This is a genomic window from Kitasatospora sp. NPDC036934 (assembly GCF_055608425.1).
This window is the reverse complement of sequence record NZ_JBVJQR010000003.1, coordinates 157,387-183,482: the sequence shown is the minus strand read 5'-3', so window position 1 is coordinate 183,482 and position 26,096 is coordinate 157,387. Positions and strand designations below refer to the sequence as shown.

Here is a 26,096-nt window from a genome sequence, read left to right as displayed (position 1 = left end):
CGCCGGCCGGTTCCCAACGCCGACCGGCCCTCAGGCGGCGTGGGTCCGTCGGGTGGGTGCCGGTTCCTCGGAAGCCACCGCGGTGTCGTGGTGGATCGGCCCGTCCCCGGCGCTCAGCGGCAGGCAGCTGCCGCCGCGCCGGTGGGCGATGATCTCGGCGGCGACGGAGACGGCCGTCTCCTCGGGGGTGCGGGAGCCGAGGTCGAGGCCGATCGGGGAGCGCAGCCGGGCGAGTTCGGTGTCGGTGAGCCCCGCTTCGCGCAGTTTGGCCTGCCGGTCGCGGTGGGTGCGCCGGGAGCCCATCGCGCCGACGTAGCCGACCGGCAGCCGCAGGGCGCGTTCGAGCAGCGGGACGTCGAACTTGGCGTCGTGGGTGAGCACGCACAGCACGGTGCGGCCGTCGATCCGGCCGAGCTGGGAGTCCAGGTAGCGGTGCGGCCAGTCGACCACGACCTCGTCGGCCTCGGGGAAGCGCCGGGCGGTGGCGAAGACGGGCCGGGCGTCGCATACGGTGACGTGGTAGCCGAGGAACTTGCCGATCCGCACCACGGCGGCGGCGAAGTCGATCGCGCCGAAGACCAGCATCCGGGGCGCGGGCACGTAGGACTCGACGAAGCAGGTGACGGTGCCCTGTTCCTCTTCGTCGCAGGGCCGTCCGTCCAGGCCGAGCACGATCCGCCCGGTGCGGCCGGCGTCGAGCATGGCCCGGGCCTCCGCGACCAGGGCGCGTTCGAGCGCGCCGACGGTGGTCGGCCCGACCGAGAGCGCCCCGTGCCGCTGGTCGGAGGTGACGGCGAGGGTGGCTCCGAGGAGTGCGGCCGGGCCCTCGATCACCCGGGCGAGGGCGACGGGAGTCCCGTCGGCGATGTGGGCGAGGCCGGCGTCCATCCCGGGGTCGGCCCCGGGCACGACCGGCTGGACGAAGACGTCGAGGATCCCGCCGCAGGTCAGTCCGACGGCGAAGGCGTCCTCGTCGCTGTAGCCGAATCGCTCCAGGACCGGTTCGCCGGTGTCCAGGGCGGCCTGGCAGAGCTCGTACACCGCGCCCTCGACGCACCCGCCGGAGACGCTGCCGACGGCCTCCCCGGCCGCGTCGACGGCCAGCGCGGCTCCCGGGTCGCGCGGGGCGCTGCCGGAGACGCCGACGACGGTGGCCACGGCGAAGGACCGCCCGGACGCGTGCCAGGCCTGCAACTGCTCGGCGATGTCCTGCATGTCGGAGGCTCCTTACCCGATTCGACAGTAGCGGGGGACGCCGCCGTACGGGAAACGATCCCGTACGGCGGCGGTTGTGATCAAAGGACCGGGAGCACGGTGCTCAGTGCACGCCGAGCCAGGACTTGATCGGGCTGAGCGCGAAGTACACGACGAACACGGCGGTGAGGATCCACATCAGCACCCCGGGCTCGCGCCACTTCCCCTGGCCGGCCTTGATCACCGTGTACGAGATGACGCCGGCGGCGACGCCCGCCGTGATGCTGTAGGTGAACGGCATCAGCACGCAGGTCAGGAAGGCCGGGATGGCGACCTCGCGGTCGGACCAGTCGATGTGCCGGGCCTGGCTCATCATCATCGAGCCGATCACCACCAGGGCGGCGGAGGCGACCTCGACCGGCACGATTCCGGCCAGCGGCGAGAAGAACAGCATCAGGGCGAAGAGCCCGCCGGTGACGGCGGAGGCGAGGCCGGTGCGGGCGCCGTCGCCGACGCCGGTGGCGGACTCGACGAAGACGGTCTGCCCGGAGGCGCCCGCCAGGCCGCCGACCGCGCCGCCGGCGCCGTCGATGAACAGCGCCTTGGACAGGCCGGGCATCCGGCCCTGCTTGTCGGCGAGTCCGGCCTCGGTGCCGACACCGATGATGGTGGCCATCGCGTCGAAGAAGCCGGCCAGCACCAGGGTGAACACCGCGACGGAGGCGCTGATCGCGCCCAGGCCCTTGCCGCCGAAGGCGCCGAACAGGTCGACGTGGCCGAAGAGGCTGAAGTCGGGGGCGGCGATCGGGCTGCCGGGCCAGACCGGGACGGAGTTCGCCCAGGCCTTGGCCGGTACGTCGGCCAGCTTGTTGACGACGACGGCGACCACGGTGCCGCCGGCGATGCCGATCAGGATCGCGCCGCGCACGCCGCGCGCCATCAGCACGAAGATCGTGAGCAGGGTGAGGCAGAAGATCAGGACCGGCCAGCCGGAGAGTTCGCCGAACGGGCCGAGGGACAGCGGGGTGGGGCCGCCGGTGTGCACGAAGCCGGCCTTGTAGAGGCCGATGATCGTGACGAACAGGCCGATGCCGATGGTGATCGCGTGCTTGAGCGGCAGCGGGATGCCGTTCATGATCTTCTCGCGCAGTCCGGAGACCACCAGCAGCACGATCAGCAGGCCGTAGATCACGCACAGGCCCATGGCCTGCGGCCAGGTGGTGTGCGGCACGACGAGCGCGGAGACCGCGCCGGAGACCGAGAGTCCGGCGGCCAGGGCCAGCGGCACGTTGCCGACCACGCCCATCAGGATGGTGGTGACGGCGGCCGCGAGGGCGGTGGCGGTGGTCAGCGCGGCGTGGTCGAGCTTGACGCCGGTGACGTCCGCGCCGCTGAGGATCAGCGGGTTGAGCAGGATGATGTACGCCATCGCCATGAAGGTGGTGAGGCCACCGCGTAGTTCGTTGGCGAGGGTCGAGCCGCGGGCCGAGATCTTGAAGTACGCGTCGAGCGAGCCCTTCGGCCCTGGTGCCGGGGGCGAGGGGTGGGTCTCGTCCTCGGCGGATCTGTCTGCTTCGGTGGTGCCGGGCTCCGTGGGGATCCTGGTCATGTCCACTCCCAAGTGTCAAAGGGGGTTGGGGTGGGCGAGCCGACCTGATTGCCAGTCAACGAAGTTGGCAGAGGGGGACGGTATCGACTCACTGGGGCGCTCGGGTGGGGGGAGCGTCCGTGGTGCAGGTAGAGGTGCAGGTGCGGGTGGTGCAGTCGAGGGTGGTGCGCACCACTGCGGAACCCCGGCGTGGGCGAGGGCAGCGGGTTGCTCCGGGGCGGCGGGGAAGACTCGGCGCCGCCCCGGAGGTCTGACTCCCGGGATCAGCCGGGCTGTTCGGTGGTCAGGTGCTCCGGCCGGACCGGGATCCGGTTGAGCGCCAGACCGGTGGCGTTGCGGATCGCCGCCACGATCGAGGGGGTCGCCGACACGGTCGGCGCCTCGCCGACGCCGCGCAGCCCGTACGGGGCGTGCGGGTCGGGCAGTTCGAGGACTTCCACCGGGATGGGCGGGGTGTCCAGGATGGTGGGGATCAGGTAGTCGGTGAAGGAGGCGTTGCGCACCTTGCCGTCCCGGACGATGATCTCCTCCATCACCGCGAGCCCGAGCGCCTGGGTGCAGCCGCCCTGGATCTGGCCGACCACGGAGAGCGGGTTGAGCGCCTTGCCGACGTCCTGGACGGCGGTGAGCTCGACCACCTTGACCAGGCCCAGCTCGACGTCCACGTCCACCACCGCGCGGTTGGCGCAGAAGGTGTACTGGACGTGGCCGAAGCCCTGGCCGGTCTCCTTGTCGAAGGCCTGGGTGGGCCGGTGGTGGTGCTCGCGGGTGAGGTCGATCGCCTCGTCACCCAGCAGGTCCACCATCGGGACGAGCACTCCGGCGCTCTCCGAGACGACCTTGCCGCCGGTCAGCACGATGTCGTCGTGGGTCCAGCCGTAGCGCTGCCGACCCTTGGCGATCAGCTCCCGCCGGACGGCCTCGGCGGCCAGCTTCACGGCCCCGCCGGTCATGTACGTCTGGCGCGAGGCGGAGGTCGAACCGGCCGACCCCACCTCGGTGTTGGCCGGATGGATGGTGACCTGCTCGACGCCCAGCTCGGTGCGGGCGATCTGGGCGTGCACGGTGACGCCGCCCTGGCCGACCTCGGCCATCGCGGTGTGCACCATGGCGACGGGCTCGCCGCCGATCACCTCCAGCCGCACCCGGGCGGTGGAGTAGTCGTCGAAGCCCTCGGAGAAGCCGACGTTCTTGATGCCGACCGAGTAGCCGACCCCGCGCACGATGCCCTCGCCGTGCGAGGTGTTGGACAGGGCGCCGGGCAGTGCTCGCACGTCCAGGTGCTCGGTGTCCAGCGGCGGGGGCAGCGGCATGTCCTTGGCCCGTTGCAGTAGTTCGGCCACCGGGGCGGGGGAGTCGATCCGCTGGCCGGTGGGCATGAAGTCGCCCTCCGACATCGCGTTCAGCTGCCGCAACTCGACCGGGTCCATGCCGAGTTCGACGGCCAGCTTGTCCATCTGGGTCTCGTAGCCGAACGCCGCCTGGACGGCCCCGAAGCCGCGCATCGCCCCGCAGGACGGGTTGTTGCTGTAGAGCGCGATGGCGTGCATCTTCACGTTCGGGATCACGTACGGGCCGTGCCCGAGCGAGGCCGCGTTGCCGACCACGGCGGGGGAGGCGGAGGCGTAGGCGCCGCCGTCCAGCACGATCCGGCAGTCGGCGAAGACCAGCTTGCCGTCCCGGGTGGCGCCGTGCTCGTAGTGCATCCGCGCCGGGTGGCGGTGGACGTGGCCGTAGAAGGACTCGTCCCGGGAGTAGACGATCTTGACCGGCTTGCCGGTGTGCTGCGCCAGCAGGCAGGCGTGGATCTGCATCGAGATGTCCTCGCGGCCGCCGAAGGCGCCGCCGACGCCGGCCAGGGTGAGCCGGACCTTCTCCTCGGGCAGGTCCAGCACCGGGGCCATCTGCTCGCGGTCCACGTGCAGCCACTGGGTGGCGATGTAGAGGTCGATGCCGCCGTCCTCGGCGGGCACGGCCAGGCCGGACTCGGGGCCGAGGAAGGCCTGGTCCTGCATGCCGACCTCGTAGTCGCCGCTGACGATGACGTCCGCCATCGCCCGCACCTCGTCGGTCACGCCGAGGCCGGAGACCAGCTTCTGCTCGTGGCAGATGTTGCCGTACGCGTGCGACTTGTACTCGTGCGGCTCGTGCACGTACCCGTACGTCTCCGGGTCCAGGCACTGCTCCTCGGTGACGATCGGGGTGAGCACCCGGTACTCGACCTTGATCTTCTTCACCGCGCGGCGGGCCGTCTCCGGGTGGTCGGCGGCGACCAGGGCGATCGCCTCGCCGTGGTAGCGGATCTTGTCGATCGCCAGGGCAGGCTGGTCCTGGATCTCCAGGCCGTAGTACTTGGAGCCGGGGATGTCCTCGTGGGTCAGCACCGCGTAGACGCCGGGCACCTTGAGCGCCTCGGAGATGTCCACGCTGAGGATGTCGGCCCGGGGGTGCGGCGAGCGCAGCGCCATGCCCCAGAGCATGTCCTCGTGCCACATGTCCGAGGAGTAGGCGAACTCGCCCTTGACCTTCAGGTTGCCGTCCGGGCGCAGCGGCGAGCCGCCGATGCCGTGCTTGGAGACCTGGTCGATGTTCTGCAGGTTCTTCTGGCCCTGGATCGTCCGAGTACTCACTTGGCACCAGCCTCCCCGGAGCACTTGCGGGCGGAGGCGAGCCGCACCGCGTCCATGATCTTCTCGTAACCGGTGCAGCGGCACAGGTTGCCCGACAGGGCCTCGCGGATGTCGTTGTCGCTCGGCTGGGAGTCCTTCTCCAGCAGGGCGTCGGTCTGCACCAGCAGCCCGGGGGTGCAGAAGCCGCACTGGACGGCCCCGGCGTCGATGAACGCCTGCTGGACGAGGCCCAGTTCGCCGTCCTCGTCGGCCAGGCCCTCGACCGTGCGCACCTCGCGGTCCTGCACCTGTCCGGCCGCGACCAGGCAGGCGCAGACCGGCACGCCGTCCAGGTAGACGGTGCACGAGCCGCACTCGCCCTGCTCGCACGCGTTCTTCGAACCGGGCAGGCCGACGCGCTCGCGCAGGACGTAGAGCAGGCTCTCGCCCTCCCACACGTCGTCGGCCTCGACCGGCTTGCCGTTCGCGGTGAACGTGACCCTCATGCCGCGCTCCTGATCTGCTTGCTGTAGTCGTTCCAACACCAGGTGAGGGTGCGGCGGGCCATCACGGCCAGGGAGTGGCGCCGGTAGTCGGCGGTGCCCCGGACGTCGTCGATCGGGGAGGCGGCCGCCTTCACCAGCTCGCCGAAGCGCTGGATCACCTCGGTGCCCAGCAGCTCCCCGGACTCCCAGAGCCCGCGCTCGGCGAGCACGCCCTGGAGGTACTCCTCGGCCTCGACGGCGCGGCGCGGCGTGGGGGCGGCCGAACCGATACCGGTGCCGACGGTTCCGTTCTTGGGGTGCAGGGCGAAGCCGAACGCGCACACCGCGATCACCATCGCGTTGCGGGTGCCGATCTTCGAGAACTGCTGCGGGCCGTCCGCGACCGGGATGTGCACCGCCCGGATCAGCTCGTCCGCCTCCAGGCTGTTGCGCTTGACCCCGACGTAGAACTCGTCGATCGGGATCAGCCGGGTGCCGCGCACCGAGGCCGCCTCGACGAACACGTCCCGTCCGGCCGCCAGCAGCGCGGGGTGCGCGTCACCGGCCGGGGAAGCGCCGCCGAGGTTGCCGCCGACGCCACCGCGGTTGCGGATCTGCGGCGAGCCGACGGTGTGGGCGGCCAGCGCGAGCCCGGGCAGCGGCCCGGACAGCTCCGCGATGATCCGGGCGTACGGGACGGAGGCGCCGAGCCGGACGACGCTGCCGTCGTTCGTCCATTCGGTGAGCTCGGTGACGCGGTTCAGGTCGAGAATCGCGGATGGCCGGTGCACGTCGAAGTTCAGCTCGACCATGACGTCCGTGCCGCCCGCGATGGGCAGCGCGGTCGGATACTCAGCCTTCGCCGCGAGAGCCTCGTCCCAGGTGGCGGGCCGAAGGAACTCCATGCGGGTTTCTCCTCAAGTCTTCGCCGACCGGGTGCCCGGCGGCGTGTCGCCCAGTGAACCCCTGTGACCGGGGCCACTGGCAGTCACCGATGGCATGAAGCCCCGGCTGTGAGCCGGCCCGGCATCCTGTACGTTCCTCTAAGCAGGAGAATCCCGCAGCCCAGGTCTCCGCCGGGTGTCACCTACGACCGTAATCCGGCCGTGACGCACGGTCCATGGGCCCGTGCCGCGGCCGCCCCTTGGTGCGTAACACCGAGCACGGATGTTCGGGCACACTGTCACCCCCGGGCGGCGCGCCCGGCCGCCCCCACCCCTCTCGATCCGGCCTCCGCCCCGCCCCCGCCCCGTTCGACCCCCCCTGTTCCAGCCCCCGTTAGGAGTCCGCGGATGCGTGTCCGTGACCTGCTCGCCCCCGGCGCCCCACGACTGCGCCTGCTCGCGGCCGAGGAGGAGCTGGACCGGCAGGTCAGCGGCGTGATGACCACGGACCTGCACGACCCCGGCCGCTACCTGCACGGTGGCGAGCTGGTGCTCACCGGGATGCTCTGGCGCGGCGGCCCGGCCGACTCCGAGCGGTTCGTCCGGACCATCGCGGCCGGCGGCGCCGTCGCCCTGGCGGCCGGCGAGGCCGAGGTCGGCCCGGTGCCCGAGGACCTGGTCGAGGCCTGCCGCCGGCACCGGATGCCGCTGCTGGCCGTCCCCGACGACATCGCCTTCGGCACCGTCACCGAGTTCATCGGCCGTCAGGTCTCCGCCGACCGCGCCGCCGACCTCGCCGCCCTGGTGGACCGGCACCGGCTGCTGGTCTCGGCGGCCGGCGGCGGCGGACTGGACGCCGTGCTGGACCTCCTCGGCGGCGACCTCGACCTGGACTGCTGGGTGCTCACCCCGACCGGCGGGGTGATCGCCGGCCCGGCCGACCGGCTCACCGCCGAGGACCGCGACCAGCTGGTCCGCGCCCACCTCGCCGCCCAGCGCCAGCGCCGCCGCCCCCCGCACCGGGCCCGGCTGGCCGGCGGCGCCTACTCGCTGCTGCCCGCCGCGGCCTCCGCCGAGCAGGACGCCCCGCAGCCCGGGTCCCCGCTGGCCGACTGGGTGCTCGCGGTGGCCGGCGACGTCACCGAGTGGACCACCAAGCGCCAGCAGCTCGCCGAGAACCTGGCCCGGCTGGTCGCCGCCGAGCGCCACCGCCGGGACGAGGGCCGCCGGCTGCGCCGCCGGCTGGCCGACGAACTGCTCGCCCTCCTGCGCCGCGACGCCGACCCGGCCGAGATCAGCCGCACCCTGTACGCCTCCTCGGCGATGGCCGCCCGCTACGAGAGCCCCGAGCCCAAGTCCCCGACGAAGGACGCCTCCTGGCTGGTGCTCAGCGCCGAGGGCACCGGCCTGCCGGAGGGCACGGTGCGGTCCGTCCTGGAGGAGGCGCTCGGCGGCCTCAGCGACCGGGCCCTGGTGGCCGGCGCGGGCCACGGCGCCGTGGTGGTGCTGCCCGCGCTGGACAGCCCGGTGCCCGCTGACACCCTGCGCGAGCTGCTCGCCCCGCTGGAGGCCGGGCTCGGCTCGGAGGGCCGGATCACCCTCGGCGTCTCCGCCCCCGCCCCGGAGGCCGGGGGCCTGCGCGGCGCCCTGGAGGAGGCCCGGCACGCCCGCCGGATCGCCGCCGCCAGGGTCGGCCGGGTCTGCGTGGCCGGCCCCGAGGAGCTGGCCTCGCACGTGCTGCTGCTGGCCGCCGTCCCGGACGAGGTCCGCCGGGCCTTCCGCAGCCGGCTGCTGGACAAGGTCATCGCGTACGACATCGAGCACCAGGCGGACCTGGTCCGCACCCTGGAGGCGTTCCTGCGCTCGGACGGCTCCTGGACCCGCTGCGCCGGGCAGCTGCACGTCCACGTCAACACCCTGCGGTACCGGATCGGCCGGATCGAGGAGCTGACCGGGCGGGACCTCTCCCGGCTGGAGGACCGGGTGGACTTCTACCTGGCGCTGGAACTCGCCTGACCGTTTCCTGTCAGTTCCGCCGGATGGACTCCGGTCCCAGGAAGGGCCGGTTCCTGGGAGGTCGCTGGAAGCCCCGGGACCCGCCGGAACGGCCGAGAGGGCCCGCCGCGAACACTCGCGGCGGGCCCTCTCGGCCGGTTGGCGGGAGGGTCACTGCACCGGGATGATCCCGGTCAGCCACTCGAAGGCGCTCGGCACCATCCGCTTCCACATGTCGGTGGTGTGCGGGCCGGTGCTCTCCTCGACCTGGACCTTGGTCGGCTCCTTGGCCGCGCCGGCGATCGCCTGGCCGTCCTCGTAGCCGTCCCCCTTGGCGCCGCTGACCAGCAGGGCGACCTTCGGCGGCTGCTGGGCGGACTTGAGGATGTTGACCGGGTTGTTCTCGGTGCGCAGCTTCGGGTCCTTGCCGACCAGCGAGTCGCCCTCGGTCGCCGGGTCGTTGTAGCCGGACATGGCGATGGCGGCGCGGTAGCGGTTGGGGTGGGCCAGCGACAGCTTGGCGGCGCAGTGGGCGCCGGCCGAGTAGCCGGCGATCGCCCAGCGGTCCGAGGACGGGTCGGCGCGGAAGTTGTCCAGCACCATCTGCGGGACGTCGCGGGTGATCCAGGCGTCCGCGTTGATCTTGCCGGGGATGTCGGTGCAGCCCGCGTCCTGGTGGCTGCCCAGCAGCAGGGTGCGCGGCGAGACCAGGATGAACGGGGCGACCTTGCCCTGCTGCATCAGCGGCTTGAGCTGCTCGGAGACCTTGAGGGTGCCGTACCAGGTGGAGGAGGAGCCCGGGTAGCCGGGGATCAGCTCGACCACGGGGAACTTCTTGTCCTTGAACGCCGGGTCGTTGTACTGCGGCGGCAGCCAGACCAGCACCTCGCCGTCGACGCCGGACACCTGGCCCTTGAGCTCGGTCTTCTGGACGTCCCCGGGTACCGCCGGGTCGTTCACGCCGCCGAACTTCTGCAGCACCTTCGGTGGCTGCTTGGCCGTGTCGCCGGAGCCGTCCTTGGTGTTGCCGGCCGGGTCCACCGGCGCCACCGAGGGCACCGCGCGGACGTGGTCACCGGTGCCGAGCAGGTCGTCCCAGTTGCCGTAGATCAGGTTCGCGTTGTTGACCATCACGAACACCATCAGCACGGCGGTGACCTGGCAGAACATGATCATGACGATCCGGGACAGGGTGCGCACCGGCTGGGGGCCGCGCACCTTCCCCCAGAACAGCAGCGCCACTGTGATGGACACCGGCACCAGGATGACGGTGAGGATGAGGAATGGCGTACCTGTCAGTTCCATGCGTTCTCGTATCCGGGTCGCTCGCCGCCCGGGCCCCACTTGCCCGAACGCACGTCAATGGCATCAGACGGCAGCGAACCGATGATCGGTTGCCGTCCGAATCTGTGCGAAACCTGAGAGGAACATCACGTTTCCGAGGTGTTCTGCTTCGGGTCGGCGCCTAGTCTGTCACCCGGATGGCGGTGCTCCGAACCAGATGCTCAGCGAACTTCCAGGAAGGTCCCCCGGGGCACCTTACCTCCCTGGCCGTTCGCACTGCCGGGCGAGGCGGTGCGATCCCGCGCGGCCGGGCCAGAGAGACTATGGGGATGAGCACAACCCGCTTTCGCCCGTCCCGCCGCTTCTGGCCCGTGTGCGCCGTCCTGGCCCTCGCGGTCACCGCGGCCGGTTGCAGCAGTACCGGAGGCAGACGCGCCGAGGAGGCCCGCGCCAAGGCCGCGGCCGCCGGCGGCAGCGCCGTCACCACCCCGCGCTGGAAGGTCGCCATGGTGACCCATGCCGGAGCCGGCGACGCCTTCTGGGACAGCGTGCGCAAGGGCGCCGAGCAGGCCGCCGCCAAGGACAACATCACCTTCCTGTACTCCAACGACGCGCAGACCCAGAACCAGGTCCAGCTCGTCCAGGCCGCCATCGACCAGAAGGTCGACGGCCTGCTGGTCACCCTCGCCAAGGGCGACGCGATGGCCGGCGTCCTCGGCAAGGCCAAGGCGGCCGGCATCCCCGTGATCACGATCAACTCCGGTCAGGAGTTCTCCGCCAAGTTCGGCGCGCTGACCCACATCGGTCAGGACGAGTCCTCGGCCGGTCAGGCGGCCGGTACGGAACTGGCCTCGCGCGGCCGCAAGAACGTGCTGTGCGTGATCCACGAGCAGGGCAACGTCGGCCAGGAGGAGCGCTGCTCGGGCGCCCAGTCCAAGGCCGGCGGCGGCTTCCAGACGCTCTACGTCAACGGCGTCGACATGCCCGACGCCCGGGCGGCGATCTCCGCCAAGCTCCAGGCCGACCCCTCCATCGACACCGTGCTCACCCTCTCCGGCCCGATGGCCGCCACCGGACTGCAGGCCGTCCAGGACGCCCACCGCGGCGTGGAGCTGGACACCTTCGACCTGGGACCACAGGTGGTGGCCGGCCTCAAGTCCGGCAGCGTCGGCTTCGCGGTCGACCAGCAGCCCTACCTCCAGGGCTACGAGGGCGTCGACCTGCTGTGGTTGTACAAGTCCAACCTGGACATGCTCGGCGGCGGCAAGCCCGTCGCGACCGGCCCGCAGATCCTGACCAAGGACAACGCCGACGCGCTCGCCGAGTACGTGGCGAGGGGGACCAGGTGACCGGTCCCGCCACCCCCGACCTGCTCGTCCAGGACCGCCCGGCCGCCCTGCGGCGGCTGCTCGCCCGGCCCGAGCTGGGCTCGCTGATCGCCGCCGTCGCGGTGTTCGCGGTCTTCGCGGCCGTCGCCGAGCCCTTCCTGCGGCTCTCCTCGCTGGGCACCGTGCTGTACGCGGCGTCCACCATCGGGATCATGGCCGTGCCGGTCTCGCTGCTGATGATCGGCGGTGAGTTCGACCTCTCGGCCGGCGTGCTGGTCACCACCGCCGCGCTGACCTCCTCGATGGTCTCGTACCAGTTCACCGCGGTCACCTGGGTCGGCGTCCTGGTCTCGCTGGCCACCACGCTGGCGATCGGCGGGTTCAACGGCTGGATGCTCGGCCGCACCAAGCTGCCCAGCTTCATCGTCACCCTGGGCACCTTCCTGATGCTGACCGGCGCCAACCTGGGCGTCACCAAGGCGATCTCCGGGACGGTCTCCACCAAGTCGATCTCGGACATGCAGGGCTTCGAGACCTGCCGGTGGCTGTTCGCCTCCGAGCTGAACGTCGGCGGACTGACGATCAAGGCCACCGTCTGGTGGTGGCTCGGCCTGCTGGTGGTCGGCAGCTGGGTGCTGCTGCGCACCCGCTTCGGCAACTGGATCTTCGCCGTCGGCGGCGACGCGGCCGCCGCCCGCGCCGTCGGGGTGCCGGTCGCCCGCACCAAGACGCTGCTCTACCTGGGAGTCGCCTTCGGTGCCTGGGTGCTCGGGCAGCACCTGCTGTTCTCCTTCGACACCGTCCAGTCCGGCGAGGGCGTCGGCAACGAGCTGATCTACATCGTCGCGGCGGTGATCGGCGGCTGCCTGATCACCGGCGGCTACGGCTCGGTGGCCGGCTCCGCGCTCGGCGCGCTGATCTTCGGCATGGCCAGCAAGGGCATCATCTACGCCCAGTGGAACCCGGACTGGTTCAAGTTCTTCCTCGGCGCGATGCTGCTGCTGGCCGCGCTGCTCAACGCCTACGTCAAGCGCCAGGCCGAACGGGGTCCACGATGAGTACCGAACTGCTCGCGCTGGAGGGCGTCGGCAAGACCTACGGCACCGTCCGCGCCCTGGAGGACGTCTCACTCACCCTGCACGCCGGCGAGATCAGCTGCGTGCTCGGCGACAACGGGGCCGGCAAGTCCACCCTGATCAAGATCATCGCCGGGCTGCACCAGCACGACGAGGGTGCCTACACCATCGGCGGCGAGGAGGTCCGGCTCGACTCCCCGCGCCAGGCCCTGGACCGCGGAATCGCCACCGTCTACCAGGACCTCGCCGTCGTCCCGCTGATGCCGGTGTGGCGCAACTTCTTCCTCGGCTCCGAGCAGGGCATGCGCCGCTGGGGCGGCCTGCGGCTGGACGCCGACGGCATGCGCGCCACCACCCGCGAGGCGCTCGCCAGGATGGGCATCGACCTGCACGACGTCGACCGGCCGATCGGCACCCTCTCCGGCGGGCAGCGCCAGTGCGTGGCCATCGCCCGGGCCGTGCACTTCGGCGCCAAGGTGCTCATCCTGGACGAGCCGACGGCGGCGCTCGGCGTCAAGCAGTCCGGGGTGGTGCTCAAGTACGTCACCGCGGCCCGTGACGCCGGGCTCGGGGTCGTCCTGATCACCCACAACCCGCACCACGCCTACCTGGTCGGCGACCACTTCACCCTGCTGAAGCGGGGGCGGATGGCCGGCAGCCACCCGCGCGACGCGATCAGCCTCGAACAGCTCACCACCGAGATGGCCGGCGGCTCCGACCTCGCCGAGCTCTCGCACGAGCTGGCCCGTCCGAACACCACCATCTCCCGTGAGGAGCGTCCGCAGCCGTGAACAGCCCCCAAGGCAGCACTCGGCCGGCCGTCCTGCCCACCCTGCTCGGCCTCGGCCCGCGCGCCGAGCGCCGCCGCCGCGCCCTGCCCGCGGGGATACTGCGGCTGCCCACCATCGGCGTCGACATCGGCGGCACCAAGGTGGTCGCCGGGGTCGTCGACGGCGAGGGCAAGGTGCTGGAGAAGCTGCGCACCGACACCCCGCACAAGAGCAAGAGCGCCAAGGTCGTCGAGGACGTGATCGTCGAGCTGGTGCTCCAGCTCGCCGACCGGCACGACGTCCACGCGGTCGGCATCGGCGCGGCCGGCTGGGTCGACGCCGAGCGCTCCAGGGTGCTCTTCGCCCCCCACCTCAACTGGCGCAACGAGCCGCTCCAGCAGGCGCTCAGCGAGCGGCTGCGCTTCCCGGTGATCGTCGAGAACGACGCCAACGCGGCCGCCTGGGCCGAGTGGCGCTTCGGCGCCGGGCGCGGCGAGGACCACATGGTGATGCTCACCCTGGGCACCGGCATCGGCGGCGCGGTCGTCCGGGACGGCTACGTCGACCGCGGCAAGTACGGCCTGGCGGGCGAGTTCGGGCACATGCAGGTGGTGCCCGGCGGCCACCGCTGCCCGTGCGGCAACCGGGGCTGCTGGGAGCAGTACTCCTCCGGCAACGCGCTGGTGCGCGACGCCCGGGAGTTGGTCGCCGAGGAGTCCCCGGTGGTGCAGCCGCTGCTGGCCCGGGCCGGTGGCACGGTCGAGGGCATCACCGGGCCGCTGGTCACCGAGGCGGCCCAGGACGGCGACCCGACCGCGACCGAGCTGCTCTACGAGGTCGGCACCTGGCTGGGCGTCGGCATGGCCAACCTGGCGGCCGCCCTGGACCCGGGGCGCTTCGTCATCGGCGGCGGCGTCTCGGAGGCCGGCGACCTGCTGATCGGCCCGGCCCGGGACACCTTCCGCCGCACCCTGACCGGGCGCGGCTTCCGGCCCGAGGCCACCATCGTCCACGCCGCCCTCGGCAACGAGGCCGGGCTGGTCGGGGCGGCGGACCTCGCGCGGCAGGTGGCGCGGCGGTTCCGCACCATCAAGCGGCGGCGGGTGGAGCGCAGCGCGCTGTAGCGGGGGGCGGGGGACGGCTTCCGGCTGACAGGTTTCAGCAAACAGATTTCGTTATCTGTTTTCTGAAACCTGTCAGCTGTTTTCTGTTCGCTGCTCTCCGTTCGCTGGCTTGTGTTCGCCGCCGCCCGGCCGCCCGCCGCCCGCCCGCCGCGCCTTCCCCCGTCGCGTCAACTACCCATTGGTAGCCGCGCGGTGTGGTTGTCGGATTCATACCTCCTGTGGAACAACTGACATGACGTCGACTCAGGAGGACTCGGATGAGAGCTCTGACTCGCTTAGCGCCATCACTGCTGCTCGCCACCGCACTGGTCTGGGCCACCACCGGACCAGCCGGGGCAGCGACGCCGCCGCCGAAGGCGCCGGAGGCGGTGGGGTGGGGCGGAGCGGTGGCGTCCGTGGACGCCGACGCCACCGCCGCCGGGATCGAGGTGCTGCGCAAGGGCGGCAACGCCGTGGACGCGGCCGTGGCCGCCGCCGCGGCGCTCGGGGTGACCGAGCCCTACTCCTCCGGGATCGGCGGCGGCGGGTACTTCGTCTACTACGACCACGCCACCGGCCGGGTGCACACCATCGACGGCCGCGAGACGGCCGGTCACACCGCCGACACCGGACTGTTCCTGGAGGACGGCAAGCCGCTCGCCTTCGCCGACGCCGTCACCAGCGGACTGTCCGTCGGCGTCCCCGGCACCCCTGCCACCTGGGACTCCGCACTGCGGCAGTGGGGCACCCGCTCCCTCGGGCAGAACCTCGAACCCGCCGAGCGGATCGCCGAGAACGGCTTCGTCGTCGACGGCACCTTCCGCGGCCAGACCTCCGACAACTACAACCGGTTCAAGGACTTCCCGGCCACCGCCAAGATCTACCTGCCGGGCGGCAAGCTCCCCGAGGTCGGTTCCGTCCTGCGCAACCCCGACCTCGCCGCGACCTACGAGCTGCTCGCCAAGGACGGCGTGAAGGCCTTCTACCAGGGCGAGTTGGCCAAGGACATCGTCAACACCCTGCAGCACCCGCCGGTCGACCCGGCCTCCGGCCGCAACGCCCGCCCCGGGAAGGTCGACACCGCCGACCTGGCCGCCTACCGGGTCCGCGACCAGGCGCCCACCCACGTCGCCTACCGCGACTACGACGTCTACTCGATGGCCCCCTCCAGCTCCGGCGGCACCACCGTCGGCGAGGCGCTGCACATCCTGGAGGACGGAGACCTCTCCGGGGACAGCGGCACCCAGTACTACCACCACTTCCTGGAGGCCTCGCGGATCGCCTTCGCCGACCGCAACCGCTGGGTCGGCGACCCGGCCTTCGAGGACGTCCCGACCAAGCAGCTGCTCTCCGAGCGCTACGCCGCCTCCCGGGCCTGCCTGATCAGCCCCGACCACGCGCTCACCAGCCCGCTCGCCCCCGGCGACCCGCGCCACCCGGCCGACTGCGCCGACACCGGCCAGGCCGTCCCCGAGCCGTACGAGGGCCCCAACACCACCCACCTGACGGTGGCGGACCGCTGGGGCAACATCGTCTCCTACACCCTCACCATCGAGCAGACCGGCGGCAGCGGCATCACCGTCCCCGGCCGGGGCTTCCTGCTCAACAACGAGCTGACCGACTTCGACTTCACCCCGCTCGCGGCCGGCGTCCCGGACCCCAACCTGCCCGGCCCGGGCAAGCGGCCGCGCTCCTCGATGTCCCCGACCGTCGTGCTGCGCGACGGCGAGCCGCTGCTGGCCACCGGCAGCCCGGGCGGCGCGACCATCATCACCACCACCCTCCAGGTGCTGCTCGGGCGGCTGGACCGGGGGCTGAGCCTGGAGCAGGCCATCGCCGCGCCGCGGGCCAGCCAGCGCAACAACGCCGTCACCCAGGCCGAGCCCGGCTTCCTGGCGCTGCCGGAGCGGGCCGCCCTGGAGGCGCTCGGGCACACCTTCGCCGACGGCGGCGAGATCGGCGCCGCCACCGGCGTGGAACGGCTGCCGGACGGCCGCTGGGTGGCCGCCGCCGAACCGGTGCGGCGCGGCGGCGGCTCGGCCGCGGTGGTCCGGCCCACCGGCTGAGGCTCGGCCGCAGTACCCGTCGTGGCGCCGCCCGTGGCACCGGCCGCAGTGCCGGTCGGGGCACTGGCCGTGGCACCGGCCGCAGTGCCGGTCGGGCCGGGTTGTCGGTGCCGGACGGTATGTTCGGGGTGGGCCTCCCCAGGGGGCCCACCCCCGTCCGCACCGACCGAACCACCGGGAAGGCCGCCCGCCGTGACCGTCCGCATCGCCACCTGGAACATCAACTCCGTCACCGCCCGGCTGCCCAAGCTCCTGGAGTGGCTGGAGAGCGCCAAGCCCGACGTGCTCTGCCTCCAGGAGCTCAAGTGCGCGGCCGACGCCTTCCCGTACGAGCAGGTCCGCGAGCTCGGCTACGAGACGGCCGCGCACGGCACCGGCCGCTGGAACGGCGTCGCGGTCGTCTCCCGGCTCGGCCTGGAGGACGTCGTGCGCGGACTGCCCGGCCAGCCCGGCTACCTCGCCGACGGCGCCCTGCTGCCCGAACTCGAGCCGCGCGCCATCGCCGCCACCTGCGGCCCGGTCCGGGTCTGGTCGGTCTACGTGCCCAACGGCCGCGAGGTCGACCACGCCCACTACCGCTACAAGCTGGAGTGGCTGGAGGCGCTGCGCAAGGCCGCCGCCGAGGACGCGGCCGGGCCGCGCCCCTTCGCCGTCCTGGGGGACTTCAACATCGCCCCCACCGACGAGGACGTCTTCGACGTCGCCGCCTTCGAGGGCCTCACCCACGTCACCCCCGTCGAGCGCGCCGCCCTGGCGGCCCTCGACGAGATCGGCCTGCACGACGTGGTGCCGCGCCCGCTGAAGTACGACCGTCCCTACACCTACTGGGACTACCGCCAGCTGGCCTTCCCGAAGAACCGGGGCATGCGGATCGACCTCACCTACGCCAACAAGCCCTTCGCCGACGCCGTCACCGACAGTTATGTGGACCGCGAGGCCCGCAAGGGCAAGGGCACCTCGGACCACGCCCCGGTCGTGGTCGACCTGGACCTCTGAGCCCTCAGGCGAGCCTTCACGCTGGGTGACGGGCCGTCGCTCGAACGGTCCTGAGCGGTGGCCGGGCCGCGGGCTCCTGCCTACCGTCGGTGAATGACCGGGTGCAGTTGACACACCACGTGGACATGGGAGTCCCCGGCTGCGCCCGAGAATCCCGGAGGTTCCGGCATGCGCCCCATGCGTACGGCCGCCGCCGCCCTGATCGGCGCGACGGTACTGACCGGTCTGACGGCCCCCCTCGCATCCGCCAGGGACGGCGCGGCCTCGGTCAGCCCGTCCCAGGCCGCACCGGGCCAGACCGTGACGGTCACGGTCTCCTGCGAGAAGTCGGACAAGCCCGACGCCAAGACCATCACCGCCCACTCCGCCGCCTTCGAGGGCGGCCCCGCGACCCTCACCCTGGGATCCGACGGCAAGCACAGCGGCTCCGCCCGGCTGGCCTCCCAGCACGGAGGGGACAGCAAGGTCGACGGCACCTGCCCGGACGGCGGCGCCTTCTCGACCACCGTCAAGGTGACCACCGTGGCCGCCGCCGGCTCCGACAAGGGCCTCGGCGACTGGGGCAAGGCGGCGGGGGAGTGGGCCGGCTCACTCGGCCAGTCCGGTGCCGGCAGCCAGCAGGTCGCCCCGCACGGCGCGGTGAAGACCGGCCTCGGCGGCTCGGTCGCGGCGGACCCGGCGGAACTGGCCGGAGGGCTGGCCCTGGTGGCCGGCGGCGTCGGCGGTTTCTGGCTGCTCCGGCGGCGAGGTGCCTGACGGGCCCCGCACCCTCCCCAGCCGCGCCCCGCACCGCCGGACCCCGACCGGACCGGCGGTGCGGTGGTGCGTCAGACGGCCGCCGGCTCCAGCCACTCCCGGTGCTCCGGCCGCTCCTCGTGCCGGAGGGTGCCGCTGGCCAGCAGGTACTGGGCCAGTACGTACGTCGCCATGATCCAGAACTGATGCCCCGGCAGCTCGCGCCACTTCGCGATCTGGGTGGCGATCAGCGTGTCGGAGAGCAGGAACAGCGCCCCGCCCAGCCCGGTCCGCCAGTTCAGCCCGGCCGCGGTGACGGCCGTCGAGGTCAGCAGCAGGCTGTAGCCGGCCACCGGTACCTGGAGGTCCCCGAGGTCCGGCCAGAGCTGACTGACCAGGCCCGCCCAGGCCGTCGCGTACGCGGCCGCGACCACCAGGGCACGACGGCGGTCGGTGAGCGCCCCGCGCTGGACGAACATCGTGACGTAGCAGACGTGCGCGGCCGCGAACGAGCCCATGCCGGCCAGGAACGCGGTGTCGTTCTTCAGCTGGAGCAGCACGTCCCCGCCCGCGCTCGCCAGCAGCGCCGGGGCCAGCAGCTTCGGCGCCTCGCGCTCGGCGCGGGCCGCCGCCGCCACGCTGTGCGCGGCCAGCAGCGGCATCAGGGCCGGCTTGGTGGCGTTCTGCAGGACGGACGCGCCGGACAGGATCGAGCCCAGGTGCGCCGCCGAGGTGGCCGCGAAGCCGCCGAGCAGGCCGGTGGCCGAACGCAGGCGCCCGGTGAGGCCGGTGGCGCGGGTGGTCGTACGGATACTCATGCGGCGTGTGCCTCCGCAGTCGTTCGGGGTGGGGAGACCGACCCTATGGGAGCCGACCGGGCGGCGGAAGACCGGGTTACCGGCGCGTAACCCGGTCGGGCGGCGGGGAGTGACGGCGCGGCCGGGGGAGCGGAGCGCGGGCGACCGCTTCGGCGGCTCCTGCGGAGAGTTCCTCAGGAGGGCGGTAGCTGCCACCGGGTGACCGGTCACCGTCTAGTCTGGATCCCGACATGGAGCAGCAGGACTACGCGGTCGGCGCCACCCGGGTGGCCACCGGCAGGCCGGACGGATGTACGGGCGGGGCAGGACGGGGAACCGCCGACGCCGCCCTCGCCGTACGTGGAGCCGAACCGGCCGCCGATGCCGAAGCCCACGTCGGGACCGATGCCGCAGCCGCCGCCGAAGCGGCTGTCGCAGCCGATGCCGGAGCCGATGCCGGAGCCGATGTCGGAGCCGATGTCGGAGCCGTGGCCGGGTGCGGTACTGACGGCCCGCAGGCGCCCGCCCAGAGGCTCTCCCCCGACCCTGGGCTGCTGCGGCTCGCCCACTGGTTCGCCGCCGCCACCCCCGGCGCCGCCGACGACCTGTGCACCGCCTCCTTCGGCCTCTACCCCGCCCGGCACCTCGGCACCGCCGCCGAGCCCGCCGACCCCGCCGTCAGCTGGTGGCACGGCCCGACCGCCCACGCCGCCGCCGCGCCGCGAACCCGCGAGGCCCGTACCGAGGGCGGTCTGCGCCGGGCCCGGCGGGACGCCGCCGCACTGCCCGTCGTCCGGTCGGGCGCCAAGCCCGGCGGGCCCGGCAAGCACCGCCGGCCGGAGCACGGCCGGGCGCTCCCGGAGGTGGCCCGCGAGGTGCAGGATCGTTCCGGTGCGGAACTCCTGGACGCCGAACGCCGGATCGCCGCCCGGCTGTTGCTCGCCCACCCGCTGGTCACCGCCTCCGGCCCGCACGCCGACGGCTTCCCGCTGATCCGCCGTCACCGCGACTGGCTCATCGAGCGCTTCGACACCCTGCTCGGCTACCGCCTGGTCGTCGGTCCGTGGCACGCCCGGCTCTGCAAGGCCGGCCTCGGCCGCGGCGCCGCCCGCCGCCTCGAACACCCCACCACCGGCGCCCCGTTCACCCCGGCTGGCTACGCCAGGCTCGCGCTCGCGCTGGCCCTGCTCGTCGACGCCCCCGAGCAACTCCGGTACGGGCGGCTGCTCGACGCGATGCGCGAGGCCGCACCCGACCTCGCGGCCGACCCGGCCGCCCTCGGGATGGCGCTCGCCGCGCTGGCCGACTGGCAGGTGCTGGGCGACCTGCCGGCCGACCCGGCCGACACCGCCTTCGTGCTGACCGTCGACCGCGAACTCGCCCGCGCCGTCCCGGCCGGCCCCCCCGCGCTCGCCGACGACGCCGCCGACCTGATCCACCGCGCCGCCGAGGCCGAACCCGGCACCGCCGTTCGCCGGCTGCTCGCCGAGACGCCCGCCGTCCTCGCCGCCGACCTCCCCGAGGACCACCGGGCATGGCTGGAGGAGCACCGGCTCAGCGGCCCGGCCGCGCTCGCCGAGTTCCTCGGGCTGGAGGCCGAAGTGCGCGCCGAGGGCGTCGCTCTGCTCGACCCGGCCGCCGAACTCACCGACCTCGCCCTCCCCGGCACCGGCACCCTGGCCCAGGCCGCCCAACTGCTGGTCGAGCGCCTGGTCGAGGAGGTCCGCCCGCTGCCCGGCGAGAGCGCCGAGGGTGACGTCCCGATCTCCGACGCCCTGATAGACGGCCTGCTCGGCGACATCGCCGACGACCACGGCCTTCCCGCGCGCTACCTCGCCGACCGCACCGCGCTGCGCCGCGACGCCCTCGCCCTGCTGCACGGCCTCGGCCTGATCACCCCCACCCCCCGCACCACCTGGCTGCTGCGCCCCCCGGCGGCCCGCTACGCCCCGGCCCCCGACCTCCTCCCCACCCCGGGCACCGGCCGGCACTCCCGCCCCGCCGTCCCGCCGCCGGCCCCCGCCCCGGCCCGCGAGGGCCTCCGGGCGTAGGGCCTGTCCGGCGGACCTTGCCCCGGTGGCCGGGAGGCGGGCCGGGATGAGGTTCAGGCCGGGATGAGCGCGTCCCACTGGGCGCGGGTCGGGCCGTCGTGCTGCGGGCTGAAGTCCGGGTTGGCGGCCAGCCAGGCGGTGACGGCCTGGTCGATCTCCTCGGTGCCGTAGGCCTCCTTGGCCGGCCGGACGAGGTGGCGGGTCTGGGCGCGGGCGCGCATGACCACGGGGTCGTCGAAGGCGCTGGCGGCGAGGGCGGCCGCGCGGAGCTCGGGGAGCGGTGAACTGCCCTTGAGGCGCTGCTCGTTGGCGCGGTCGGCGGCCACCTGCTCGTCGAACAGCGGCCGGAGGTTCCGGGCGGTCCAGGTGTGGTAGCCGGTGGGGTCCGCGGCGACCTGGTCGGCGTGGGCGGCGAGGTACTGGGCGGTGCGCAGGCCGAGGGCCACGCCGTGGCCGAGGGTGGGGTTGGTGTGGATGAGGCTGTCGCCGGTGTTGACCAGGCCGGTGACGACGGGCCCGGCGTCGTCGGCGAGGGAGGTCCAGCGGTTGTCCAGGCCGGCCATCGGCAGGACGGCCGACCGGGGTTCGGGGTCGAGGTCGAGCCAGGCCGCGCAGGCGGGGAACCGGCGGGCGACGGCCTCGAACACGGCGGGGTCGACGAGCGAGCCGCGGGTCGGGTCGCCGGTGGAGATGATCATGCTCAGCGCGAAGGTGTCGTTGTCGGAGGGGAAGACGCCGGCGAGCGCGAAGGCCGAGGCCGAGCCGGTCCGCACCCGTCCGGGGTCGCGCGGCCCGTCGGCGCGCAGCCGGTACCAGCGGCACAGGTAGGTGATCCCGGTGCGGTGGCTGTCGACCACGGGCGGTCGGCAGCCGGCCCGGGCCAGCCAGCCGGGCACCGGCGAGCGGCGCCCGGCCGCGTCGATGACGAGGTCGGCCGGGTGGGTCTCGCCGCCCACCCGTACGCCGGTGACCCGGGGCGGGACGCCGTCCCGGACGGCGAGGCCGGTCACCCGTCGACCGAGCCGGACCTCGACGCCGGGTTCCCGCCGTACGCCTTCGGTCAGTGCGGCCTCCAGCACGATCCGCCGGGTGCGCAGGGTCACCAGCTCCTCGTCGCCGGGCCGGTGCGGCGGGTGCTCGTCGAACCAGTCGAAGTCGTGGTACTCGTGCGCGCCGCGGGCCAGCAGGTCGGCGTAGACGTCGGGCGCCTCGGCCCGCAGCACCGTGCGGACGGGGGCGAGGAAGGAGTGGGGCTGGTCGGCTTGGGGGACCCTCGGCCGGTTCCAGCGGAAGAAGTCCTGGTCGAGGTCGTCCCCGGCCTGCCGCGTCTCCTGTTCGAACAACGTGACCTGGTGGCCCCGCCGACCGAGCAGGAGCGCCGTTCCCAGCCCGCCGATACCGCCACCGATGATCGCAACCCGCGCCACTGCGTCCCCTTCGCGTCGTGTTGCGAAACGATCTTAGGGCTTGCCGATCTTCGCATCGGAACCGCCCCCGGCCTCCCGCCCCCGGTTCCGGCTCCGGCCTTCCCCCGGTTCCGGCGCCGGAACGACGGAAGCACCGCGTCCGGGGTCGGACCGCGGTGCTGGAAGGGTGGTGCGGGTCGGGTCGGCTACTTGCTCGCGGTGGCGGTGGCGACCGGGCCGTGCTGGACGGTCTCCACGGTGGCGCCGACCCCGAGGGTACCGAGGGCGATGGAGGCGAGGACGGCGGTGCAGGCGAGCAGACGGCGGTGGCGCTGGGGGAGCGGGAAGCGCGGTTCCTGGTAGGGCGCCTGAGGGCTGGCGTTCATGACAGGGAGGCTCCCAGGGCGGTGTGAACGGTCGGTACGCGCGGGTGAAGTCCGGACGGGGATCCGGCGTCGGTTGGCCGGATACGCCCCACCGGACTGGCAGGTGGGGCGTATCCGCTGGTCAGCGCCGTGCCCGGGAGGGCCTGCGGTGCCCGGTTCAGCGGCGCCGGCCGTGCTCGGCGAGGGCCTCGCCGACGGCGACCCGGACGGCGTCCCGCAGGCCGTGGGCCGGGTGGAAGCGGGAGGGGCCGGCCGCCGGGTCCTCCCGGAGCTCCTTCACCAGGGAGAGGCACAGCAGCAGCATCACCACCACGAAGGGCAGCGCGACCAGGATCGTCGCGTTCTGCAGCGCCGTCAGCCCGCCGGCCAGCAGCAGGGCGGCGGCGACCCCGCCCATCAGGACGCCCCAGACCACCACCAGCGGGGTGCGCGGGTGCAGCGAGCCGCGGCTGGAGAGCGAGCCGAGCACCAGGGAGGCGGAGTCGGCGCTGGTGATGAAGAAGGTCATCACCAGCAGCACCGCGACCACGCTGGTGACCGAGCCGAGCGGCAGTGAGCGCAGCATCTCGAACAGCGAGGCCTCCGGGCCGCGCGGGATCGTGGCGACCAGGTCGGCGGCGCCGGTACCGGCCAGCCGGATCGCGGTGCCGCCCATCACGCAGAACCAGACGACGGTGGCCCCGCTGGGCACCAGCAGCACGCCGAGCAGGAACTGCCGGATGGTGCGGCCGCGCGAGATGCGGGCGATGAAGGTGCCGACGAAGGGGGCCCAGGAGAGCCACCAGGCCCAGTAGAAGATCGTCCAGGAGCCGAGCCAGCTCTCGTCGGTGAAGGCGCCGGTCTGGGTGGACATGCCGAGCAGGCCGGAGAGGTAGCCGCCGACGGTGGCCGGGATCGAGTCCAGGGCGAAGACCGTCGGCCCGAACACGAAGACGAACAGCATGATCAGCGAGGCCAGCACCACGTTCGCGGTGGAGAGCCACTTGACGCCCTTGTGCACGCCGGAGAAGGCGGAGAGCACGAAGGCGGCGGTCAGCGAGCCGATGATGACCAGCTGGGCGTTCTGGGTGTTGCGGACGGAGGTGATGTACCCGAGCCCGTCGGCGACCTGGAGGGCGCCGAGGCCGAGGCTGGTCGCGGAGCCGAAGACGGTGGCGAAGACGGCCAGCAGGTCGATGGTGCGCCCGGCCCAGCCGTCCGCGCCGCGCTGCCCGATCAGCGGGACGAATGCGGCGGAGATCCGGTTGCCCCGGCCCTTGCGGAAGGTGGTGTAGGCGAGGGCGAGCCCGCCGACCGCGTAGATCGCCCAGGGGTGCAGGGTCCAGTGGAAGAGTGAGAACTCCAGGGCCTGCTGGGCGGCGGCCGCGCTCTGCGGTTCCAGTCCGGAGCCGGGCTGCGGGGCGGCGAACAACTGCAGGGGCTCGCCGACGCCGTAGAACATCAGGCCGATGCCCATGCCGGCGCTGAACATCATGGCCACCCAGGCGAGGGTGGAGAACTCGGGTTCGTCGTCGTCGCGGCCGAGCCGGATCCGGCCGAAGCGGCTGAAGGCGAGCAGCACGGTGAGGACGAGGAAGACGTCGGCGGCGACCACGAACAGCCAGCCGAAGTTGTGCAGCACCCAGCCGAGCGCGGTGCTGGAGGTCCGGCCGAGGGAGTCCTCGGCGAACACGCCCCAGGCGACCACCGCCAGCACCAGCACGGCGCTGATGCCGAACACCGCCCGGTCGGTGGGGAGGGTGGCGGCGGGCTCGCCGGGTTCGTCGGGCTCCCGCACACGCGGGGAGGGCTGCGGCGGCTGGCTGTGCATCGGGCGGGACCTCTCGACATACTCGGAATACGGGGATTCAGGATGTATGTCGCACTATGTCCAGTCGGCGGCCCTCGGGGCCGGGCGGCGCGCCGGGGGGCGGGCGGGGGCGGGACCAACGTCCCGTCAGGCCGCCTCCTCCTCGCCCGGGGTGTGCGCGGTCGCCAGGTAGTGGCTGAGCACCCGGCGGCTGCGGGTGAGGTCCTCGATCCGGGCGTCCAGATCGGCGAGTTCGCCGCGCAGGGTGGCCAGCAGGTCCGGGCAGGACTCCAGGACGGGGACCGGGCCGGTGGCGCAGGGCAGGATCCCGGCGATGACCCGAGTGGGCAGGCCGGCCGCGAGCAGGCTGCGGATCTGCCAGACCCGGACGGTGTCCTGCTCCTCGTACTCGCGGTAGCCGGCCGTGGTGCGGGCGGGCCGGAGCAGCCCCTGCTCCTCGTAGTAGCGGAGCAGCCGGGCGGACACCCCGGTCAGCCGGGCGAGTTCTCCGATGCGCATGACCGGGCCAACGCGGGCCGGGGCGGGGGTGTTCCCGGCGGGCCCGGCCCGCTGCGGTCCGTTCCCGGCGGGCCCGGCCCCGGCCCGCTGCGGTGTGTCAGCTCTTCACGAACTCCATTACCGTCTCACGCAGTTGGGGCAGCGACTCGACCATCGGCAGGTGCCCGCTGGGGAGTTCGACGTAGCGGGCGCCGGGGATGCCCTCGGCCAGCAGCCGGTGCTGGGCCGGCTGGACGAGCATGTCCTCAGCAGCGCCGACGACCAGGGTGGGTACGCCGATCGAAGCCAGCTCGGCGCGGACGTCGGTGCGCGCGGCGAGCCGGAACTGCTGCGGGAACCCGGTCGGCAACGGGGACTTGAGGCCCTCGCGCAGCGCCGCGAGCTGATCGGCGGGCAGTGCGTCCACCCAGCTGTGGCCGAGGACGACGGTGAGCATCAGGTCGGCGAGCTCGGCCGGCCGGTCGCGGAGCCGGACCATCAGCTCGGACAGCGCGCTCTGCCGCGCCGAGCCGCCGGCCAGGCCGGCGATCAGCAGCAGCGAACGGACCCGCCCGGGGTGGCGGCCGGCGATCCGGACGGCCACGGCGGCGCCCAACGAGAAGCCGGCCAGGTCGAAGGTGTCGAGGCCCTCCTCGTCGGCGGCGGCGACCAGCCGGTCCGCGTACTCGTCCAGGGTGGGCTCGCCCGGCTCGTACGGGCTGTCGCCGGAGCCGGGGTAGTCGGGGGCGACGACGGTGCGGTGCGCGGCGAGGTCGGGCAGCAGCGGGCCCCAGTTGTCCCGGGCGCTGCCGCCGGCGCCGTGCGCGAGCAGCAGGCCGGGGCCGGAGCCCTGGACGATCCGGGCGAGCGGGGCGGGGCGGGCGGTGGCGGTGGACGGCACGGGTGCTCCTCGGTGTTCGGTGCGGCGGGGCTTCCTCCGACACCGGGAACGCTAGAAGTTCACACCGGTGAGAAGGTCAATCCCGGGTTCGGGCGCAACCCCTGCCCGCCGCCCTGGTCACGGAACGCGCCGGA

General features: G+C 73.2%; 21 protein-coding genes. 9 read left to right on the top strand and 12 right to left on the bottom strand.

The features are described 5' to 3' along the window. Positions 1 to 30 precede the first annotated feature (30 nt). The 5 genes from ACZ7BZ_RS05910 to ACZ7BZ_RS05890 all read right to left on the bottom strand — a co-directional run bounded on the left by ACZ7BZ_RS05910 (position 31) and on the right by ACZ7BZ_RS05890 (position 6,802). Entirely contained in the window at positions 31 to 1,215 is a 1,185-nt protein-coding gene (locus ACZ7BZ_RS05910; RefSeq protein ID WP_470357285.1) for an XdhC family protein, read from the bottom strand. Positions 1,216 to 1,318: 103 nt separating this feature from the next. Beyond that, positions 1,319 to 2,803, bottom strand: a complete 1,485-nt coding sequence (locus ACZ7BZ_RS05905) for an NCS2 family permease (protein WP_470357284.1) — start codon at positions 2,801 to 2,803, stop codon at positions 1,319 to 1,321. Positions 2,804 to 3,066: 263 nt separating this feature from the next. Next, positions 3,067 to 5,433, bottom strand: coding sequence for a xanthine dehydrogenase subunit D (pucD, locus tag ACZ7BZ_RS05900; protein WP_470357283.1), 2,367 nt, complete (start codon positions 5,431 to 5,433; stop codon positions 3,067 to 3,069). Then, on the bottom strand, positions 5,430 to 5,918 hold the full coding sequence (locus ACZ7BZ_RS05895) for a (2Fe-2S)-binding protein (RefSeq protein WP_380450782.1): 489 nt from the start codon (positions 5,916 to 5,918) through the stop codon (positions 5,430 to 5,432). Before ACZ7BZ_RS05895 ends, pucD begins: the two co-directional genes overlap by 4 nt. Beyond that, complete coding sequence (locus ACZ7BZ_RS05890) at positions 5,915 to 6,802, bottom strand: FAD binding domain-containing protein (protein ID WP_380450779.1); 888 nt, start codon at positions 6,800 to 6,802, stop codon at positions 5,915 to 5,917. Before ACZ7BZ_RS05890 ends, ACZ7BZ_RS05895 begins: the two co-directional genes overlap by 4 nt. Positions 6,803 to 7,189: 387 nt before the next feature. Between ACZ7BZ_RS05890 and ACZ7BZ_RS05885 the strand changes: the two genes are divergently transcribed. Further along, entirely contained in the window at positions 7,190 to 8,797 is a 1,608-nt protein-coding gene (locus tag ACZ7BZ_RS05885) for a PucR family transcriptional regulator (protein WP_465747755.1), read from the top strand. Between the two features lie 150 nt (positions 8,798 to 8,947). Here ACZ7BZ_RS05885 and ACZ7BZ_RS05880 read toward each other — a convergent pair whose 3' ends face one another. Next, positions 8,948 to 10,030: an alpha/beta hydrolase gene (locus tag ACZ7BZ_RS05880; protein ID WP_470357282.1), complete on the bottom strand. Its 1,083-nt coding sequence runs from the start codon at positions 10,028 to 10,030 to the stop codon at positions 8,948 to 8,950. A gap of 359 nt (positions 10,031 to 10,389) precedes the next feature. Here ACZ7BZ_RS05880 and ACZ7BZ_RS05875 point away from each other — a divergent pair, with 359 nt between their 5' ends. From ACZ7BZ_RS05875 to ACZ7BZ_RS05845, 7 genes are all read left to right on the top strand, one after another. Continuing rightward, complete coding sequence (locus ACZ7BZ_RS05875) at positions 10,390 to 11,409, top strand: sugar ABC transporter substrate-binding protein (RefSeq protein WP_380456393.1); 1,020 nt, start codon at positions 10,390 to 10,392, stop codon at positions 11,407 to 11,409. Beyond that, on the top strand, positions 11,406 to 12,446 hold the full coding sequence (locus tag ACZ7BZ_RS05870) for an ABC transporter permease (protein ID WP_380456395.1): 1,041 nt from the start codon (positions 11,406 to 11,408) through the stop codon (positions 12,444 to 12,446). Before ACZ7BZ_RS05875 ends, ACZ7BZ_RS05870 begins: the two co-directional genes overlap by 4 nt. Continuing rightward, positions 12,443 to 13,255, top strand: a complete 813-nt coding sequence (locus ACZ7BZ_RS05865; protein ID WP_470357281.1) for an ATP-binding cassette domain-containing protein — start codon at positions 12,443 to 12,445, stop codon at positions 13,253 to 13,255. The genes ACZ7BZ_RS05870 and ACZ7BZ_RS05865 overlap by 4 nt, the downstream gene beginning before the upstream one ends. Then, entirely contained in the window at positions 13,252 to 14,358 is a 1,107-nt protein-coding gene (locus ACZ7BZ_RS05860) for an ROK family glucokinase (protein ID WP_380456399.1), read from the top strand. The genes ACZ7BZ_RS05865 and ACZ7BZ_RS05860 overlap by 4 nt, the downstream gene beginning before the upstream one ends. A gap of 257 nt (positions 14,359 to 14,615) precedes the next feature. After that, a complete protein-coding gene (ggt, locus tag ACZ7BZ_RS05855) occupies positions 14,616 to 16,403 on the top strand; it encodes a gamma-glutamyltransferase (RefSeq protein ID WP_470357280.1) in 1,788 nt (595 codons plus the stop codon). A 192-nt stretch (positions 16,404 to 16,595) separates the two neighbouring features. Continuing rightward, a complete protein-coding gene (locus ACZ7BZ_RS05850) occupies positions 16,596 to 17,399 on the top strand; it encodes an exodeoxyribonuclease III (protein ID WP_470357279.1) in 804 nt (267 codons plus the stop codon). A 168-nt stretch (positions 17,400 to 17,567) separates the two neighbouring features. After that, positions 17,568 to 18,155, top strand: coding sequence for a hypothetical protein (locus tag ACZ7BZ_RS05845; RefSeq protein ID WP_470357278.1), 588 nt, complete (start codon positions 17,568 to 17,570; stop codon positions 18,153 to 18,155). A 71-nt stretch (positions 18,156 to 18,226) separates the two neighbouring features. Here the strand turns inward: ACZ7BZ_RS05845 and ACZ7BZ_RS05840 are convergent, their stop codons facing one another. Then, positions 18,227 to 18,952: a lysoplasmalogenase gene (locus tag ACZ7BZ_RS05840; RefSeq protein WP_470357277.1), complete on the bottom strand. Its 726-nt coding sequence runs from the start codon at positions 18,950 to 18,952 to the stop codon at positions 18,227 to 18,229. A 230-nt stretch (positions 18,953 to 19,182) separates the two neighbouring features. On the opposite strand from ACZ7BZ_RS05840, the gene ACZ7BZ_RS05835 reads away from it, so the two are divergent. Beyond that, positions 19,183 to 20,982 (top strand): DUF2398 family protein, encoded by a 1,800-nt coding sequence (locus tag ACZ7BZ_RS05835; protein WP_470357276.1) that lies wholly within the window; start codon positions 19,183 to 19,185, stop codon positions 20,980 to 20,982. Between the two features lie 53 nt (positions 20,983 to 21,035). Here the strand turns inward: ACZ7BZ_RS05835 and ACZ7BZ_RS05830 are convergent, their stop codons facing one another. The 5 genes from ACZ7BZ_RS05830 to ACZ7BZ_RS05810 form a co-directional block, all read right to left on the bottom strand. Further along, complete coding sequence (locus ACZ7BZ_RS05830; RefSeq protein WP_470357275.1) at positions 21,036 to 22,409, bottom strand: NAD(P)/FAD-dependent oxidoreductase; 1,374 nt, start codon at positions 22,407 to 22,409, stop codon at positions 21,036 to 21,038. Positions 22,410 to 22,594: 185 nt separating this feature from the next. Continuing rightward, positions 22,595 to 22,774, bottom strand: coding sequence for a hypothetical protein (locus ACZ7BZ_RS05825; protein WP_380456412.1), 180 nt, complete (start codon positions 22,772 to 22,774; stop codon positions 22,595 to 22,597). Between the two features lie 157 nt (positions 22,775 to 22,931). Further along, on the bottom strand, positions 22,932 to 24,584 hold the full coding sequence (locus tag ACZ7BZ_RS05820) for a BCCT family transporter (RefSeq protein ID WP_470357274.1): 1,653 nt from the start codon (positions 24,582 to 24,584) through the stop codon (positions 22,932 to 22,934). Positions 24,585 to 24,710: 126 nt separating this feature from the next. Next, positions 24,711 to 25,082 carry a MerR family transcriptional regulator gene (locus tag ACZ7BZ_RS05815; protein ID WP_470357273.1) on the bottom strand — a complete coding sequence of 124 codons (372 nt, stop codon included), beginning with the start codon at positions 25,080 to 25,082 and terminating at the stop codon, positions 24,711 to 24,713. A 97-nt stretch (positions 25,083 to 25,179) separates the two neighbouring features. Further along, on the bottom strand, positions 25,180 to 25,962 hold the full coding sequence (locus ACZ7BZ_RS05810) for an alpha/beta fold hydrolase (RefSeq protein WP_470357272.1): 783 nt from the start codon (positions 25,960 to 25,962) through the stop codon (positions 25,180 to 25,182). Positions 25,963 to 26,096: the final 134 nt, after the last annotated feature.

Coding starts and splice junctions, on each gene's coding strand:
- ACZ7BZ_RS05910 (WP_470357285.1), bottom strand. CDS start 1,215: ATGCAGGACATCGCCGAGCAGTTGCAGGCCTGGCACGCGTCCGGGCGG.
- ACZ7BZ_RS05905 (WP_470357284.1), bottom strand. CDS start 2,803: ATGACCAGGATCCCCACGGAGCCCGGCACCACCGAAGCAGACAGATCC.
- ACZ7BZ_RS05895 (WP_380450782.1), bottom strand. CDS start 5,918: ATGAGGGTCACGTTCACCGCGAACGGCAAGCCGGTCGAGGCCGACGAC.
- ACZ7BZ_RS05890 (WP_380450779.1), bottom strand. CDS start 6,802: ATGGAGTTCCTTCGGCCCGCCACCTGGGACGAGGCTCTCGCGGCGAAG.
- ACZ7BZ_RS05885 (WP_465747755.1), top strand. CDS start 7,190: ATGCGTGTCCGTGACCTGCTCGCCCCCGGCGCCCCACGACTGCGCCTG.
- ACZ7BZ_RS05875 (WP_380456393.1), top strand. CDS start 10,390: ATGAGCACAACCCGCTTTCGCCCGTCCCGCCGCTTCTGGCCCGTGTGC.
- ACZ7BZ_RS05865 (WP_470357281.1), top strand. CDS start 12,443: ATGAGTACCGAACTGCTCGCGCTGGAGGGCGTCGGCAAGACCTACGGC.
- ggt (WP_470357280.1), top strand. CDS start 14,616: ATGAGAGCTCTGACTCGCTTAGCGCCATCACTGCTGCTCGCCACCGCA.
- ACZ7BZ_RS05845 (WP_470357278.1), top strand. CDS start 17,568: ATGCGCCCCATGCGTACGGCCGCCGCCGCCCTGATCGGCGCGACGGTA.
- ACZ7BZ_RS05840 (WP_470357277.1), bottom strand. CDS start 18,952: ATGAGTATCCGTACGACCACCCGCGCCACCGGCCTCACCGGGCGCCTG.
- ACZ7BZ_RS05835 (WP_470357276.1), top strand. CDS start 19,183: ATGGAGCAGCAGGACTACGCGGTCGGCGCCACCCGGGTGGCCACCGGC.
- ACZ7BZ_RS05825 (WP_380456412.1), bottom strand. CDS start 22,774: ATGAACGCCAGCCCTCAGGCGCCCTACCAGGAACCGCGCTTCCCGCTC.
- ACZ7BZ_RS05820 (WP_470357274.1), bottom strand. CDS start 24,584: ATGCACAGCCAGCCGCCGCAGCCCTCCCCGCGTGTGCGGGAGCCCGAC.
- ACZ7BZ_RS05815 (WP_470357273.1), bottom strand. CDS start 25,082: ATGCGCATCGGAGAACTCGCCCGGCTGACCGGGGTGTCCGCCCGGCTG.